The sequence below is a fragment of the Cryobacterium sp. Hh7 genome, from assembly GCF_004403155.1.
GTDB lineage: Bacteria > Actinomycetota > Actinomycetes > Actinomycetales > Microbacteriaceae > Cryobacterium > Cryobacterium levicorallinum.
On sequence record NZ_SOHG01000021.1, the window covers coordinates 18,290 to 33,966 of the forward strand.

Sequence of the window (15,677 nt, forward strand, 5' to 3'; positions counted from 1 at the left end):
ACGATAAAGCCGGCCAATGAGCCCTCGACCGACGAACAGAATCCGCGCGCGGACAAGGCGTCTTTTCTGATCTTGCTGGAGCGTCTTGGGGACGTGACTGCTGCCTCGGCTGAGCTTGGCATCAACCGGGGCGCTGGCTACCGTTGGGCGCGCAGCGTTGGGATTCGCGGACCGAAACCGCACCCTGGGCGCGACATGTTTCGTGAGCTTCGCGCGGCCGGCACCCCACGCCGGGAGGCGGCCGCTTTGGCCGGGGTCGATATCAGGACTGCCGTCGACTGGGACAAAGGAATCCGAAAATCGAACAACCGGCGTATCTACCCAGACGGCCGCGTGATCGAGTACACAGGAAATGTGAACCGCACTCCGACAGCCAAAGCCATCGAGCTCGCCGCGCTTGAGAAACCAATCAATGTCCGCTACCTCTCCCTAGTTGAGAGAGAAACGATCCGGGATCTTCATGTTGCCGGCGGCTCCCTGCGAACAATCGCCACATTGATGAGCCGGTCCCCGTCCACGATCAGCCGCGAAATAGCCCGAAACCGTCAACCCGAACACGGGGAATATCAGCCCTACTCCGCACATCGACTAGCCGCCAGCCGTCGACTGAGGCCTAAAGAATTGAAATTTCATTCTGAGGTGCAGCTGCGCGAATACGTTGCCAAGAAACTTGGCGTGCGCTGGTCTCCCGAGCAGATCAGTCAGGCCCTGATCAGGGAATATCCGACGACCGACACCATGCGGGCAAGTCCTGAAACAATCTATCAAGCTCTCTATTCTCCAGCCCGCAGCGGCCTCCGCCGGGACCTCACCGCGAAGTTGCGCACCGGCCGATCGCGACGCAAACCCCGAAGAAGCAGCGAGAAACGCCGGTCACGATTCGTTGACCCGATGACAATGATCTGCGACCGTCCCCCGGAAGTGGAAGACCGATCCGTTCCCGGCCATTGGGAGGGTGATCTCATCACCGGCGCCCACAACAGGAGCGCGATCGCCACGCTTGTGGAACGCACGACTCGCTTCGTGATGCTCGTGCACCTGCCCGTCGATCACACCGCCGAATCAGTTCGCGACGGCCTCGTGGCTGCGATGAACAACCTCCCCGCACATCTACGCGGCTCTCTGACGTGGGATCAAGGTGTCGAGATGGCGCATCACACCGCCATCCGCCTTGGCACAAACATGGACGTCTACTTCTGCGACGCAGCCAGCCCCTGGCAACGCGGATCCAACGAGAACACCAACGGCCTACTACGCCAGTATTTCCCCAAGGGCACCAACCTCTCCACCTACACCGCCGACGACTTACGCGCGGCAGCACACGAGCTCAACGAACGCCCACGGAAAGCGCTCGACTGGGACACCCCCGCCGAGCGCTTCGCTAAACTGCTGACTACTGAATAGACCACCCGGTGTTGCAACGACCCCTAGAAACCGCCGCGATACTGGCCCTATTTTCGGTCGGCGTTAACAAAACCCGCTCACAGATGTACGCAGTTACTGCTGCGTTACTGCAGGGCCAATCCGGGCAATGAAAACCCCCTACTCCCCAGTGAAAAACTGGGATGTAGGGGGTTTTTCGTGGCGGTACCGGTGGGATTTGAACCCAAAGTTCCCCCCCAGTCACAGCCTGTCGGAAGGTAAACTACCTCGTAAATTCAACGGTTTTCGGTCACCGTGACGCCTCGTGGATCATGCCGAATTTTTTCAAGTGTGGGCAGAATGTGGGCAAGCCCTTCAGGACCAGGGACAGCCTCCACTGAACGCCCTAGGCTGAGAGACCTCAGCGGGAGGCACTGGGCATCAGACACTAATCGACTGTTCCAGGCTGCGCACGATTGTGTATTTGGGATGGCTCGGGCTACGGCCGAGAAGATCGCCGAGGTCGGTGCTCGTGCGGGAGAGAAACCCGTGCGCCACGCTCGAGCAGATCGATACGAGCATCGCTGGCTGGAACGAATACAGCCCTTCTGTTTGAGGGTCAGCGTTCAGGGGCACACTCAGACAAGTCAGTGAAGAGGCTGGAGCCAAGCTCCTATTAAGTCATGGTGGTGCTCCCGAACGCGACAATGCGTTCGGGAGTCGGACACCAGTCGACGCATCGAGACAAAAGACAACCGAAGCGTCAGACAAGCTCAGAGTCAGACCGGGCCAACCCCCTGTAACCATCATCTCTGACAAGTTAGACCAGCGTAGGGGGCTGGACCAGTGGTCGAAAGCTACTCGGCTGCCGGCAGCGCTGCGACTACGTCAATCTCAACGAGAATGTCGGCGAGCTGGGAGCCGACGGTGGTGCGCACGGGGAACGGCGCGCTGAAGAACTCCTTGTAGGCCTCGTTGAATTCGGCGAAGTCCGCTTTGAGGTTCTGCAGGTGCGCGGTGACCTTGACCGAGTCGTCAAGCGTGAGGCCCTGCTCGGCGAGCACAGCGGCAATATTGCGCAGGACCTGCCGGGTTTGATCGCCCACGGCGACGGCCTTCTCGCCGGTCTCCGGGTGCTTCGGGCCGAAACCGGCACTGTAGAAGAATCCGTTGGCGACGACGCCCTGGCTGTAGGGGCCGGCCGGCTGGGGAGCATTGGCGGTTCTGATGGCAATTTTCGACATGTTGTTCCTTTCGTGGTGGGTGGTCTCGATGATCCGATAGATGTCAAGCCGAGATTGCGGCTAGTTGGTGGCGTTCTCGGATGGTGATGAGGATGCGGAAGATTTCGCGTGCGACGTAGCGTTTGAGGGGGCGCCTGGCCTCTCGTTTGGTCTTTCCGCGGGCGAGGGCCTTCACGACGTAGTCGCGGGTCTTCTCGTGGGTTTGCATCCGCACCATGACGATTCGGTAGGCCGCGGAGTTGCCCTGGCGGTGCCCGCCGCGGTTGAGTCGGTGCCGGTTTGTTTTTCCGGATGAGGCTTGGATCGGCGCGGTTCCGATCAGGTGCGCGAAAGCCGCTTCGCTGCTGAGGCAATCGACGTTTTCGCCCGCGACAATCAGCATGGTCGCGGCGACGTCCGGTCCCACGCCGTGCACGATGATATGGCGGCTGGTACCGGCACATCACCCTCGCCATGTTCGCCCACGCCTTCCTCAGTGTCATCCGCTCAAAAAAAAGGGGGCCCACATCCAGGCTCCGACCAGCTGGTGAGGCTCTCACTGCCCGAAATCAGGCACCTCATCACACGTCTGGCACCGGGAATCAGCCCCCGCCACGTGATCCGCTGCTCCCTCTGGCGAAGAAAACACCCCCGCCGCGCCCAACAATTCCATTGCACGCCCGCGGTCACCCCCCACAAACGCGACTGTAGTACTAGATCGAATCGATCACGGCGGGAAGGTGGCCCCCGACGCGCTCGGTAATGCGGGCCCCGCACTCGGCAAGGAGCTTGCCGATCCGGTCAGCGTTGTCGGCATTGAGCTCCGAAGAGAAAGAAAGTGAAGCGATGACGTGAGAGACGCTGCCATCACGGTTGCCAAAGATCGGAGCGCCAACCCCACTTTGGGCGGCATCGAACTGTTGCACGCTCACGCTGTAGCCGCGGTCACGTGTGCGAACCAATTCGGCGCGAACTTCGCCGGGCTCGGTGAGAGTTTCTTCCGTAAATCGGGTGATGCCGATGCGCTTGGCCACCTGATCGAACTCGCTCTCGGCCGACCAGGCGTGGAACGCATTCATGAGAGCTGGAGCGGAGAACTCAAATTGCTGGCCGATGCCGACCGTGACGCGTACTCCGAACCGTTGTTCCGCTTTCGCGATCACAACGTAGCCTCCGGCACCGTCGGGCTCCGTGATGAAGACAACGAAGCCAATTTCACGGCTCAGCGCGTCGATCTCCTCCTGCATGACCTTCAAAGCCATGTCTTCGGTCACTCCGGTCAGAGTGAGCAGTTTGGGTCCGAGCGTCCATCCGGCCCGCTCGCCTAGGGAACGCACCCAGCCAGCTTGCTGGAGGGTGCTCAAGAGGTTGTAACAGGTGCTGCGGTTCAGGTCGAGTTCGTGCACGAGATCACGGGGTGACACAGCTTCGGGCCAGTCGGCAGCGAGGCGTTCGATAATGCGCACCGATGATGCCACTGCTGGAACGATAGTTGCCACGAGAACCCCTTACTGTTCTGCCGTCACAGGTTAAGTGTGATGAACGGATGATCCTACTTTAGCCTCGCGCATCAAATGCAAGTTCTGAGTCAGAAACCAAGGAAATCGGTGATCGTGGACCAGACGGTTGGGTTTTGCAACAGGCTCAGGTGCCGCGTGTCGGGGAGCACGAGCAGTCGCGAGCCGGGGATGTTCCGGCTAATAACGGAGGCCATTAATGGTGGAGTTGCGTAGTCTTCAGCGCCAACCACCACGAGCGTTGGTGCTTTGATGCTGACTAGTTGATCGGAATCGTTGAATGCTCCCAAGGCTCGGCAGGCGGCCGCGTGGGCGCCTGAATCGGTCTGAACGAAGATGTCCGATACCCTTGCCACTTCCGCCGGGTCGTTCTGTAGAAACCACGGAGAGAACCACCGGTCGTGTTGAAACGTGAGCTGCTGCTCACGGGTCTTGCTCTGGGCATTTTGCGCCCGAGTCTCCCACGTTTGCTCCTTGCCGGCGCCGTAGTCGCTCGTCGTATCGGCCAGGACCAGTCGACTCACCTGATCAGCATGCCTGACGGCCAGGTCGATCGCGGTGCACCCGCCCATCGACATGGCGATGACCATGGCGGGTCCGGCCTGGAGCCGGTTGATCAGTCCAGCGACATCGTCGGCCAGATCGGTGATCGTAAAGGGCTCACCGTCCCACGAGGAATCGCCGTGACCGCGGGCGTCCGGTGCCACGACGCGAAATTGGGGCGAGAGCCGATCAATCACCGGGCGCCACAGTTCCGCCCCCTGGGCTAGCGGATGGAGGAGAACGACCAGTGGACCGTCGCCTTCATCGATCGCGTTCATGGTTCCCCAGGCGGTATCGATCTTCACGCTGATTTCCTCCGGGCGGCCTCATGCACTGCTGCTCGAATCTCGAGGTAGGTACCACACCGGCAGATGTTTCCTTCGAGGTGTTCGGTGATTTCTTCGTCGGTCGGATGTGGATTCTGGGCCAGCAGTTCGGTCGTCATGAGTACAAAACCAGGGATGCAGTATCCACACTGCATTGCATTCGAATCCACGAAGGCGGCCACAATGACGTCGTCTGCGGGCAGACCGTCGGCGGTCGTGATAGCACAGTTTTCGTAGCGCTTGGCGTTCGCGAGACAGGACGAAACACTGCGCCCCTCCACGAGAACCGTGCATGCGCCGCACGCTCCGACGCCGCAGCCCTCACGAGCGCTGCGAACTCCTGTCCCATCGCGCAGAGCGTCGAGGAGCACGGTCATATCGTCGACCTCTACCGAGCGTGGCGTGCCGTTGACATTGAGATTGATTGCGCTCATGCGTCGTTCTCCAGTTCTAGGGCCGCAACCACGGATTCGGGGGTGAGGGGCAGTCGAGTGATTCGCACACCGCAGGCATCACGCAGGGCATTGGCGAAAGCGGGTGCAATGGCGAGGATTCCCGTTTCCCCGACTCCCTTGGCCCCGAACGGTCCGTCGTCGTGCGCGCTCTCAATGATGATGGGAGTGATCTTGTCTGGCACATCGGCGATCGACGGCAGCTGATAGTCGAGCAGCGTCGCGTTGATCATCTGCCCCTGATCGAAGACCAACTGGTCAAACAGCGCGTGGCCCAGCCCCATGATCGCTGCGCCCACGAGTTGTTGCTCGACCAGCATCGGATTGATCGCCTTGCCGACATCTCCGGCTACTGCGAGGTGTTCGGTGTGGATGCGACCCGTCTTGATATCAACTTTGATGCGTACCGCGACAGCTCCGGCAAACCAATGCTCGGTCGCCTTCTCGGACAACCCGCTCGTCTTGTCGAAAGGCTTCCACCAGCTCGTAAAATTGGCCTCGGTCGTCGTCGTGGCGCCGCTGGCACCGAACTTTGCCAACATGACATCTTCCAGACGAACGGGCAGTTCGCGCAGCGGATGCGAGATACCCGCCGACCCCAGCTCCAGACCCTCGATAGCAACGGCGAGCTGTTCGGCGGCGAAGCCGAGGAGCCGATCGCGCATTCTCTCTGCGGCAAGCCGAACGGCATTTCCGGTGTGGTAGGTCGTGCGACTGCCCGCGGTGATCGTGTCATACGGGGTGGCATCGGTGTCGGCCCGCACGACGTGCACCTTGGTGCTGTCAATGGACAGGACTTCCCCGACAATCTGCCCCATGATCGTATCGCTGCCCTGGCCCATATCGACCGTGCTGATCAGCAGGGTCGCTGATCCGTCCTGATTCAGCTGTAGCGTGGCGTTGGCGACCGTCGGTGTCAGGACTGCCTTGAGCCCAACGGCGATTCCCTTGCCATAGCGGAATCGCTCATCCGGTTCCTTACTGGGCGCGTCCCAATCCACGGCCTTGGCCACCGCATCGATACAGGCGATGAAATCTGCACTGTGCATAGCGGTGCCCATCGAAGCGACGTCGCCTTCCCGCAAGAGATGGCGGCGACGGAATGCATAGGGGTCTTCGCCCAGCTCGAGAGCCAGCTCATCGATGAGCGTCTCATGCGCCCAGGTGGCCTGGGGAACTCCGAAACCACGAAAGGGTCCAGCGGACGGCTTGTTGGTATAAACACAGCGCGACCGCACCTGAACATTCTGAATGCGATAGGGGCCGGGAATGACCATTCCCGACTTTCCGGTGATGCGGGGGCCAACATCCGCATAGGCACCGGTATCGTAGCGCAGATCGGAGGTGGACGCGACAAGATTGCCGGCAGCGTCGGCCGAGAGCGAACCGGTAACCTCGGCGCCATGCCGGGCCGTCAGGAAGAAGGCGTCCTCCCTGGTGGCCATTATTCGCACCTTGCGTTGAAACTTCCAAGCCAATGCGGCGGCCAAGGGCTCGAGACGGTCGTACATCTTCGAGCCGAAGCTGCCGCCGAGCGCGCGCGTCATGATGCGCACCCGGGACAACGGCAGGTCGAGGAGGCCGGCAACGGCTTGGCGAACGTAGGAGGGAGTCTGCGTGGTCGACATCATTTCGAGCCGGCCGCCGTCGACCCACGCTATGGTCACCGGCAATTCGATCGGCACGTGGTGGGTTGGCGGTGCCCACATCTCGGCGTGCACGGTGTGAGCGGCAGCGTGCGTCGCTGCGGCGGCGTCACCCACGATTTGGTTGTACTCGTAAACGACGTTGGTGCCTCGAACACCGGTCAGGTGTGCTAGGTCGGCGAAGACCGCCGAGGGCAACAGCTCATCGTGAACATGGTGACCGCTGGTCAGCGCATCGTTGATGTCGTAGACAGGCTCGAGCTCTTCGTAGTCAACGTATATCAGGTCGGCCGCGGCCCGTGCAGTGGCGGAGTCAACGGCGAGTACGGCGGCAACCGGCTCACCGACATAACGCACTTTGCCCACAGCGAGACTGGGCTGATCGGCGAAGGCCGGACCGGTGAAAAAGCGCTGACCGTACTCCTTATATAGGTCGTCGCCGGTGACGACCGCGTAGACACCCTCCAGCGCCTCTGCCTCGGTCGTGTCGATCGTCACAATCGTGGCGTGCGGCTGCGTACTCCGATGCACGGCGACATGCGCCGTGTCGTTTCCTGCCTGCTCGTCACCGACGTGAAAAATCGTGCCGCGCACCCGGCCTTGAGCATCGAAGCGGGGGCGACTCTCGCCCACACCAAACAAATCAGTCGGTGTGCCGCCGCTCGTGTTCTCTCCGATTTCAAGCACGAGGGACCTCCTTCAGGACGCTGCGAACAGCGTCTTCAACAATCACGCGCCCAATCCGGGCTTTGTATTCCACGCCACCACGCACATCCGCGATCGGGTCTATGGCCGAATTGGCGAGGTCGAGTGCCGCTTCGATAATTTCCTGGTCGCCGACGGTTGGGTCAACAGTGAGCGAAAGGTAAACGGATGTCGGTGCGAGCGCGCCCAGTCCGAGTTGTACTGTGAGGCTCCCCGAATGTTCGGTGGCGAGGGCAGCGACCGAGGCACACGGCCAGTCATTGGCGCTGAGGCTGCTGAATTTCATGAATCGCCCGGCAGATCGATGCTGCTGCTGGGTGGGGATTCTGATGGCAGAGATCATCTCGTCCTCGGCCACGTCGGTGGCCTGAAAGTCCACGAAGAACTCTCGAATGGGTAGCTCTCGGGTGCCGCGGATCGACGTGATGATCACCGTGGCGTCCAACACCAGCAGGCTGGTCGGTGGATCCAGACGGTAATCACCGTGGGCGATATTGCCGGCAACGCTGGCCGTGTTGCGCACCCGAGGATTGGCGACCCTGGAGTACGCGGCTGAAGCGAGTGGAATTGCACTGCGGATGCGGGGGTCCTGTTCCATCTCACGCACCGACACCATTGCGCCGACGGTGACGTACTCGTCGGTAACGGTGATGTCGTGCAGCCCCGGAATGCGGCTGATATCGATGAAGTCGTCGGTGAACAGAATTCCTTGTTTGCGCAGGATCTGAATGGCGGTTCCTCCGCCGTACACCATGGCGTCCTCGGTTGAGGCTAGGAGGGCTGCTACCTCGTCGAGCGTCTCAGGACGGTGCATCCGGGCCATCAGTTGGACTTCCCGCGATTTCCGAAAAATGCGCCAATGGCCGAGGTCGTTGCGACGGGAGCCGCGGGCACTTCGCCCGCGCACACAGCTGCCAGAGCGACCGCAAACTGCTTCTCGGCCTCCATGCTGCGGCGCCGGATGATGGATTCGCCGAGGCGGCCCAGCTTGCCCCACATCGCCATTTCGAGTTCGTACGAGATGCGCGATTCGTCGCCATCGGGTGCCACGGTCATTGTCGCGTCGATCTTGACCGTGCTGCCCAGGCGGCGATCTTCGCCCCGGAGCACAGCGTGAACGACCGATGAGCCGTTCGGCTCGGCGGCGGGTGTCACTGACTGGATCTCGGCCGAAAAGGCGGCTCGAAACTTCATGTGTGCAACCTCGTTCGTCAGGCTGCCCCGATACGTCTTCTCGTCGACCCGAACGAGCTCTTCGCAGCCGGGGAGGCAGATGCGCATCGTGTCGGCGTCGAAGAAGAGCGAAAAGACCTGGTCAGGTGCTGCCGCGACGTTGAATTGCGAAGCAAGTTTCATTGTTAGCCACCAAAGAGAGAGAGAAAGTAATCCTGTATAACGGACTCTATGACTTCTACACGAGACTGTCAATGATTCCATCTGCCGGCACCGCCTCACGGCCATAGTTCGGCTGCCACCGCCGTTCAGCCGCCGATGTAGCTCATTTCGATCTTTTTCGCACCGGATGCCCGCAGTTCGCTCGTCTTGGCGCTGCGTAACTGCGAGTACCGGTCGGTGCGCTCCCGCCAGAGGTGCGCCATGACGGTGGAGAGCTCTTCGTCGGAGCAGCCGCCGCGCATGAGCGCCCGCAGGTCGTGGCCCTCGGTGGCGAACAGGCAGGTGAACAGCTTGCCGTCGGTGGATATCCGGGCTCGCGAGCAGGTCTGGCAGAAGTTCTGGGTGACGCTGGAGATGACGCCGATCTCGCCGCTGCCGTCCTGGTAGCGCCACCGGCGGGAGGTTTCGCCGCTGTAGTTCGGGGCGATCTCTTCGAGGGGCAGCTCGGCGTGGATGCGCGCGATCACGTCCTTCGACGGAATGACGGCGCCCATCTCCCAGCCGTTGCTGGTGCCGACGTCCATGAACTCGATGAACCGCGGAATGTACGGGGTGTCCTTGAAATGCTGGGCCATGGCCACGATGTCCTGGTCGTTCTTGCCGCGCTGCACGACCATGTTGACCTTGATCGGGCCGAGGCCGACCGCTTCGGCTACGTCGATGCCGTTTAGCACTTTGGCGACGGGAAACTTCACGTCGTTCATGGTGCGAAACGTGGTGTCGTCGAGGGAATCGAGCGACACGGTGACGCGCTTGAGGCCGGCATCCTTGAGCGCCTGCGCTTTCAGGGCCAGCGCCGACCCGTTGGTGGTGAGCGCGATGTCGATCTCGCAACCGTCGGGGGTGCGCAGCTCGGCCAACAGTGCGATGAGGTCTTCCAGGCCCTTGCGCAGCAGCGGTTCGCCGCCGGTCAGGCGAATCTTCTCGACTCCGTGCGCGACGGCAATGCGCGCGAGCCGAGTCAGTTCTTCAAAGCTGAGCAGTTCGTCGTGTTCCATGAACGCGAAGTCCCGCCCGAAGATCTCCTTGGGCATGCAGTACACGCAGCGAAAATTGCAGCGGTCGGTGACGCTCAGGCGCAGGTCGTGCAGGGGCCGATTCAGCCGGTCGGTGACCAGCCCGGTGGGCTCTTCGAGGTGCACCGGAATATCCGCCCGCTCTCGGAAGAAGCGCGGAACTGGTTCTGCAACGTCGGCGCCGGTCACAGTAGCGGCTCGACGTCACTCACCGGCGATGACGAGCTTGCTCAGGTCGACGGTGCCCGTGAACCCGGCAAAACGCTCCATGGCGTCCAGCCAGATGGGCAGGTCCTGGGGACGTGAGCCCGCTTCGTAGGTAGGGATGGGGAAGTTCGCAATGACTGTCTCCGGAAGTCCGGTGAAGTTCTGAAGCGACGCGCGTGCTGCGGTCTCGTTGGCCGGGTCGTCGACCCACTCGACCGCCTTGGCGAGGCCGGCACGGAACGTTGCAACGGCGTCAGCGTTCTCCGCGGCCCAGGCCGGGCTTGTCGCCCAGAGGATGAGACCGATCTCGTCGGCCATCTGGAGGTGGGGCTGACCAAGGTCGACGACGCCTGGCGTCGTCTGCATTGCTGCCATGAATGGCATGACGGTTTCGACGGCATCGATTCGACCTGACATGAGCTGATCCTGCTGAGAGCCCAGGTCTACCTGCACAATGTTTATCGAGTCGAGGGGGACTCCGGCCTGGTCGAGCCAGAACTTGGTCGCGAGGTGCAGGGTTCCGGTCTCGTTGAGGATTCCAATGGTTTTACCGGCGAGGTCGCTCGCCTGGGTCACTCCGGAGTCTGGCCCGGCAAGCACGACGGCCGTTGGGTTTTCCGCGTTTTCGATTGACGTTCCACCGACCTGGGCGATGTCAATTCCCTGGGAGGCAGCACTGATCAGCAGCGTCGGGGTCGACAAGACGATATCGAACGACTTCCCCAGGGCAGGCGGAAGGGTCTCTACGTTTTCCACCATCGTGAACTCCACGTCAAGCCCGTCCAGAAAGCCTTGTTCCTCGGCGATGCGAGCGGTGAGTGCGCCCGCATTGGAGTTGTGAGCAATGCGAATGGTGGTTGGCGCGGTGGAATCCGATGCAGTGTCCGGTGTTGCCGCCGAACAGCCTGCCATCCCGCCGGCGACCAGCAGTGTGACTCCGAGTGCGAGAAATGAACGTTTGACCACGAGTGGTTCCCCTCAATTGTGCTGAATCCTGATTTCAGATTTCAGATTTCAGATTTCAGATTTCAGATTCCAGATTCCAGACTCCAGAAATTCCTGTATGGGGAACAGTACGCACAAAATACAGGTCAAGTCAAGGAATCAACGCCCAGCACTCTTTCGGGCCTGTGCGAGAATGAATGGGACTCGTTGGGGGTGGCGCGGGGAGTGAATCGACGTGGTCGGTACTGCCGGCCCGCCAAGCTATCCTACATACGAGTCCCGATGTCCTTTATGTTGGCATTCAAGAGCTGATCAAATCAGCCGATTCAATCAATCGTTTGTGGCAGAGTTGCCGCGGCCCGCTCCGCGCCCTGTTTGCGAACCTGAGCAACCGGGAAGTTTGGCAAATGACGAAGAGCGAGCCGATCTTGAGTTTGCGGACCTGGATAGACGATATTGACGGCGCTGGGGAGATGGCCCACATTCGTGGAGCGCACTGGGACAAAGAAATCGGGGCGATTGCCGAGCTGAGCTATCAATCGCCCCACACGAAGGCGATTCTGTTCGATGACATCGTGGGGTACGCCCCTGGCCAACGAGTCCTCACAGGAAGTACCGGATCCCCGCAACGCCTGGGGCGAACGCTTCGGCTCGGCGACAATCTGACCAATGCCGAACTCGTAGCCCAGCTCCGGGGCCGTACCGCGCAGTGGGCGGCGGCCGCGCATGATTTTCCGGTGATTGAAGTCGATGATGCCCCCGTGCTCGAGAACACACTGACCGGTGATGACATCAACCTGCTGAATTTTCCGGTTCCGCGCTGGCACGAGCGCGACGGTGGTCGCTTCATTGGTACTGGGTGTTTCGTCACCACGACCGATCCCGAGACCGGGGCAGAAAACGGGGGGTGCTATCGCATGGAGGTGCAGGACGATGGCCGGTCCGCCTCGATCAGTGCTGTGCCGGGAAAACACGGTGCCCAAAACATCGCCAAATGGTTTGAGCTGCACGGCAAAGCGCCCGTGACCGTGTCATTTGGTCATGACCCCGTACTGCTCATTACCGGGGGCACTGAGGTTCCCTCCGGCATTCCTGAACTCGAATATGCCGGCGCGATCGTTGGCCAGCGCGTTCCCGTTATTCGAGGTCATGAATCGGGCCTGTCCATTCCCGCCGGCAGTGAGATCGCGATCGAAGGATGGTTGACTCCGGATCGACTGCGCGACGAAGGTCCGTTTGGGGAATGGACCGGGTACTATTCCGGCAAGCGTCGGCCAGTGCTTGCAATGGATATCACCAAGCTTCACTTCCGGGACAACCCCATTCAGCTTGGGGCACCTCCCGGCAAGCCGCCGCACGACTACTCCTACATGCGCACCATTATGAAGTCGGCAATGATTCTCGACGATCTCGTCGCGACCGGGGTCGGCGGCATAACGGATGCCTGGGCCCACGAGTCCGGTGGCGGCCGGCTCCTTGTTGCCGTTTCGATTTCGCAAAAGTACGCCGGCCACGCACGCCAAGTGGCCCACCTGACGGCCCAATTGCCCACTGCGGCCTATATGAACCGCTATGTCATCGTCGTCGACGATGACATCAACCCGGCCTCGCTCGACGAGGTCATTTGGGCGATGTGTACGCGCACCGATCCCTCGCAGGACATCGATATTCTGCGTAGAACCTGGGGCAGCAAGCTCGATCCGATGCTGGCCGACGGGGCAACCCCACACAACAGCCGGGCGATCATCGATGCCTGTATCCCCTACGAACGCCGATCGACATTTCCGTTGGTGGCGCAGAGCGACCCGGCGTACCTGCGCGTGATCGCGGAGCGATGGGGTGGTCAACTGAAATGATCGTGACGGCAAAATACGGCACGGGAAATCCGCGCCCCCGCACGCCCTGGGTCGTTGGGGTGACCGGTGCGAGCGGAATCCCCTATTCCACGAGCGTGCTTCGAGGCCTGATCGATGCCGGCGAAAGCGTTGACCTTGTCGTGAGCAAGGCAGGGCGATTGACCATGATCGACGAGCTCGGATTCGCGGTGCGGGACAGCCACTGGCGAGAGGATGTCACCCATTGGCTGCAGCGCGACCTGGCGTCGGTCTGTTACTGGTCGCCCGGCAACTTCGCGGCCGGGCCGGCAAGCGGCTCGTACCGCACGCGCGGAATGATCGTGGTGCCCGCCACCTCGTCAGTTGTGGCCGGAATTGCACTCGGCACCAGCAAAGACTTGATCCAGCGTGCCGGTGACGTGACCCTGAAAGAACGGCGCCCTCTGGTGTTGGTCGTGCGCGAAATGCCCCTGCGGGCGGCGACCCTGGATCACATGGCTAACCTGGCGCGTGAAGGTGCCGTCATCATGCCGGCCAGCCCCGCCTTTTATGCGGGGTCCACCAGTGTCGCTCAACTCGTCGATTTTGTGGCTGGTCGCGTGCTTGACCAATGCGGAGTCGACCACGACCTGTACCAGCGCTGGTCAGGCGTCCTGGGGGACGCGACTCAGCTGACCTCGCTTGACCACGGCTAGTTTGCCCAATAGGCTCTCCGTCAGAGGACTTTGTGTTCGCTATACAGGTCAATGATGACCGGCCTTGAGGCCCGGACGTCTGGTACGAACCGAGATTAGAGGAATAAAGATGATCAAGAAACAATGGCCAATCCTTGCGGTCGGACTCAGCGCCGTGCTGGCGCTTGGCGGCTGTGCTGCCACCGAAGCGCCGAGTCAAGAAGGCGGACCGATCAAGATCCGCATTGCGCACAATTCAAATGCAGCGGTGCTTCCGGCTCGAATTGCGCTCGAGCAAGGGTTCTTCGAAGACGAAGGCCTCGATGTGACGTTTACCACGGTTGAGAACATTGCGACGCTGCCGCCCGCCCTGGGCAAGTCCTTTGACATCGTTCAGACCCCGCCGACGAGTCTCATCGCCGCCAACGCGCAGGGTATCGGCATGATCGGAATCGCCGGCGCTACCATCGACATTCCCGAGAACCCAACGTCGGGTATCGTGACGCTCAAGTCCTCGGGCATTACGTCGATTGAGCAGCTCGAAGGCAAGACCCTCGGTGTGCTGACGGAGACAGGCACCCTGCATACGGCAGCACGCTTCTGGCTGGACAAGGCAGGGGTGCCCCTCGACAGCGTCAAGATCGTACAGATCGATGGTCCGGCCCAAGCCGATCAACTCCGCTCGGGGCGCATCGATGCAGTCGAAACCCTCGCCCCGTTCCGTGGAACGCTGCTCGCCCTCGGCGACACAACCGACCTCGGTGATCCCTATCTGGAGATGGCGCCCGAGCTTGGCGCGATGATGTGGGGTGCACAGCGTGAGTGGGGTGAGGCAAACCCCGAGGCGCTCGATGGATTCCGCGCGGCGCTGGCGAGCGCAATCGACTTCATCGCAACAAATGATGAGGAATCGCGGGCGATTCTGATGGACTACACCGGCCTCTCCGAAGAAATTATTGGCAAGACCGTGCTGCCCACCTTTGATTCCGCCTTGCGCCCGCAGGACCTCGAGATCTGGTTGGAGGCCATGCGAAAGGTCGGCGGTTTCGAGGGCGACATCGAACTCGATGACCTGATCCCCGCCGCCGATTAGTTGCAACTGAAACAGGAAAGGAAAATGACATGGCAATCTGGGACGCCATTGTTCCCCAAGATGAACTTGACCTCCTCCAGCAGAGGGGCTTCGGCGGGGCCGTTACCCTGGGCGAACGCCCCTGTCTGATCGTCATCGACGTCGTAATGTCCTTCCTGGGCCGCAGGCCCGGGGACGAGACCGGTGAACAATTCGCAACGGGATGCGGCAAGGTGGGGTGGGATCGACTGCCCACAATCGTGAAACTGCTCGACGCTGCGCGGACGACAGGCCTCGCACGAGTGCTCACGAAAGGTTCGCCCGATGCCGCAGCCATGGTCGGCGGTGCCATCAAACTCAGCGCCGACCCGCACATCGCCAGACGCACGCACTCAGCGGGGTTCCCCGTCGAAATCGAGCCTCGCGCTGACGAGTTTGTGCTCGAGAAGACCAAGGCGAGTGCCTTCTTTCTGACTCCTTTGCTCACTTTTCTGCACCAACACAATGTCGATTCCATCATCCTGGTCGGTACCACAACGTCTGGATGTGTTCGGGCGACTGCCGTCGACGCGGCGTCGTTTGGGTATCCAGTGGTGGTGGTTGAGGATGCGTGTTTTGACAGGTCTCCCTTTGCCCACGCCGCCAACCTGTTCGACATTGAAATGAAGTACGGCAGCGTGGTGACCAGTGACGAGCTCCTCCAGATGTTGGCGAACTCGGCGACCACACCAACGGCCGCAATAAGGACCAACCAGTAAT

16 protein-coding genes are annotated in these 15,677 nt (G+C 61.1%); 5 read left to right on the forward strand and 11 right to left on the reverse strand.

Annotation, left to right across the window (positions count from 1 at the left end; all coding sequences use genetic code 11):
• Positions 1 to 195 precede the first annotated feature (195 nt).
• Entirely contained in the window at positions 196 to 1,404 is a 1,209-nt protein-coding gene (locus E3T43_RS08455; protein ID WP_241978885.1) for an IS30 family transposase, read from the forward strand.
• 399 nt (positions 1,405 to 1,803) lie between these two features.
• Here E3T43_RS08455 and E3T43_RS19085 read toward each other — a convergent pair whose 3' ends face one another.
• The 11 genes from E3T43_RS19085 to E3T43_RS08510 form a co-directional block, all read right to left on the reverse strand.
• Positions 1,804 to 1,998, reverse strand: a complete 195-nt coding sequence (locus E3T43_RS19085) for a hypothetical protein (protein ID WP_206751397.1) — start codon at positions 1,996 to 1,998, stop codon at positions 1,804 to 1,806.
• A gap of 221 nt (positions 1,999 to 2,219) precedes the next feature.
• On the reverse strand, positions 2,220 to 2,606 hold the full coding sequence (locus E3T43_RS08465) for a RidA family protein (RefSeq protein WP_134472083.1): 387 nt from the start codon (positions 2,604 to 2,606) through the stop codon (positions 2,220 to 2,222).
• 43 nt (positions 2,607 to 2,649) lie between these two features.
• Positions 2,650 to 3,012, reverse strand: a complete 363-nt coding sequence (locus tag E3T43_RS08470; RefSeq protein WP_134472084.1) for a transposase — start codon at positions 3,010 to 3,012, stop codon at positions 2,650 to 2,652.
• Positions 3,013 to 3,298: 286 nt separating this feature from the next.
• Positions 3,299 to 4,084: an IclR family transcriptional regulator gene (locus E3T43_RS08475; protein ID WP_134472085.1), complete on the reverse strand. Its 786-nt coding sequence runs from the start codon at positions 4,082 to 4,084 to the stop codon at positions 3,299 to 3,301.
• Positions 4,085 to 4,173: 89 nt separating this feature from the next.
• Positions 4,174 to 4,950 carry an alpha/beta fold hydrolase gene (locus E3T43_RS08480; protein ID WP_134472086.1) on the reverse strand — a complete coding sequence of 259 codons (777 nt, stop codon included), beginning with the start codon at positions 4,948 to 4,950 and terminating at the stop codon, positions 4,174 to 4,176.
• A complete protein-coding gene (locus tag E3T43_RS08485) occupies positions 4,947 to 5,405 on the reverse strand; it encodes a (2Fe-2S)-binding protein (protein WP_134472087.1) in 459 nt (152 codons plus the stop codon). The genes E3T43_RS08480 and E3T43_RS08485 overlap by 4 nt, the downstream gene beginning before the upstream one ends.
• Positions 5,402 to 7,756, reverse strand: a complete 2,355-nt coding sequence (locus E3T43_RS08490; protein WP_198414334.1) for a xanthine dehydrogenase family protein molybdopterin-binding subunit — start codon at positions 7,754 to 7,756, stop codon at positions 5,402 to 5,404. The genes E3T43_RS08485 and E3T43_RS08490 overlap by 4 nt, the downstream gene beginning before the upstream one ends.
• Positions 7,749 to 8,588: a xanthine dehydrogenase family protein subunit M gene (locus E3T43_RS08495; RefSeq protein ID WP_134472088.1), complete on the reverse strand. Its 840-nt coding sequence runs from the start codon at positions 8,586 to 8,588 to the stop codon at positions 7,749 to 7,751. The genes E3T43_RS08490 and E3T43_RS08495 overlap by 8 nt, the downstream gene beginning before the upstream one ends.
• 8 nt (positions 8,589 to 8,596) lie before the next feature.
• Entirely contained in the window at positions 8,597 to 9,130 is a 534-nt protein-coding gene (locus E3T43_RS08500; RefSeq protein ID WP_166791276.1) for a CoxG family protein, read from the reverse strand.
• Between the two features lie 125 nt (positions 9,131 to 9,255).
• Complete coding sequence (gene moaA, locus E3T43_RS08505; protein WP_241978886.1) at positions 9,256 to 10,287, reverse strand: GTP 3',8-cyclase MoaA; 1,032 nt, start codon at positions 10,285 to 10,287, stop codon at positions 9,256 to 9,258.
• Positions 10,288 to 10,389: 102 nt separating this feature from the next.
• The gene (locus E3T43_RS08510; RefSeq protein ID WP_134472090.1) at positions 10,390 to 11,358 is read right to left on the reverse strand and encodes an ABC transporter substrate-binding protein; all 969 of its coding nucleotides are present in this window, start codon (positions 11,356 to 11,358) and stop codon (positions 10,390 to 10,392) included.
• A 176-nt stretch (positions 11,359 to 11,534) separates the two neighbouring features.
• Between E3T43_RS08510 and E3T43_RS08515 the strand changes: the two genes are divergently transcribed.
• The 4 genes from E3T43_RS08515 to E3T43_RS08530 all read left to right on the forward strand — a co-directional run bounded on the left by E3T43_RS08515 (position 11,535) and on the right by E3T43_RS08530 (position 15,676).
• On the forward strand, positions 11,535 to 13,193 hold the full coding sequence (locus tag E3T43_RS08515; protein WP_198414335.1) for a UbiD family decarboxylase: 1,659 nt from the start codon (positions 11,535 to 11,537) through the stop codon (positions 13,191 to 13,193).
• Between the two features lie 2 nt (positions 13,194 to 13,195).
• Positions 13,196 to 13,867, forward strand: coding sequence for a UbiX family flavin prenyltransferase (locus E3T43_RS08520; RefSeq protein ID WP_198414341.1), 672 nt, complete (start codon positions 13,196 to 13,198; stop codon positions 13,865 to 13,867).
• Positions 13,868 to 13,976: 109 nt separating this feature from the next.
• Positions 13,977 to 14,939, forward strand: a complete 963-nt coding sequence (locus E3T43_RS08525) for an ABC transporter substrate-binding protein (RefSeq protein ID WP_134472092.1) — start codon at positions 13,977 to 13,979, stop codon at positions 14,937 to 14,939.
• Between the two features lie 29 nt (positions 14,940 to 14,968).
• Complete coding sequence (locus E3T43_RS08530) at positions 14,969 to 15,676, forward strand: isochorismatase family protein (RefSeq protein WP_134472093.1); 708 nt, start codon at positions 14,969 to 14,971, stop codon at positions 15,674 to 15,676.
• Position 15,677 lies beyond the last annotated feature (1 nt).

What these genes read in the sequence shown, in the direction of transcription:
- E3T43_RS08455 (WP_241978885.1), top strand. Translation starts at nt 196, where the DNA reads ATGTTTCGTGAGCTTCGCGCGGCCGGCACCCCACGCCGGGAGGCGGCC.
- E3T43_RS08465 (WP_134472083.1), bottom strand. Translation starts at nt 2,606, where the DNA reads ATGTCGAAAATTGCCATCAGAACCGCCAATGCTCCCCAGCCGGCCGGC.
- E3T43_RS08485 (WP_134472087.1), bottom strand. Translation starts at nt 5,405, where the DNA reads ATGAGCGCAATCAATCTCAATGTCAACGGCACGCCACGCTCGGTAGAG.
- E3T43_RS08495 (WP_134472088.1), bottom strand. Translation starts at nt 8,588, where the DNA reads ATGCACCGTCCTGAGACGCTCGACGAGGTAGCAGCCCTCCTAGCCTCA.
- E3T43_RS08500 (WP_166791276.1), bottom strand. Translation starts at nt 9,130, where the DNA reads ATGAAACTTGCTTCGCAATTCAACGTCGCGGCAGCACCTGACCAGGTC.
- E3T43_RS08515 (WP_198414335.1), top strand. Translation starts at nt 11,535, where the DNA reads ATGGGACTCGTTGGGGGTGGCGCGGGGAGTGAATCGACGTGGTCGGTA.
- E3T43_RS08525 (WP_134472092.1), top strand. Translation starts at nt 13,977, where the DNA reads ATGATCAAGAAACAATGGCCAATCCTTGCGGTCGGACTCAGCGCCGTG.
- E3T43_RS08530 (WP_134472093.1), top strand. Translation starts at nt 14,969, where the DNA reads ATGGCAATCTGGGACGCCATTGTTCCCCAAGATGAACTTGACCTCCTC.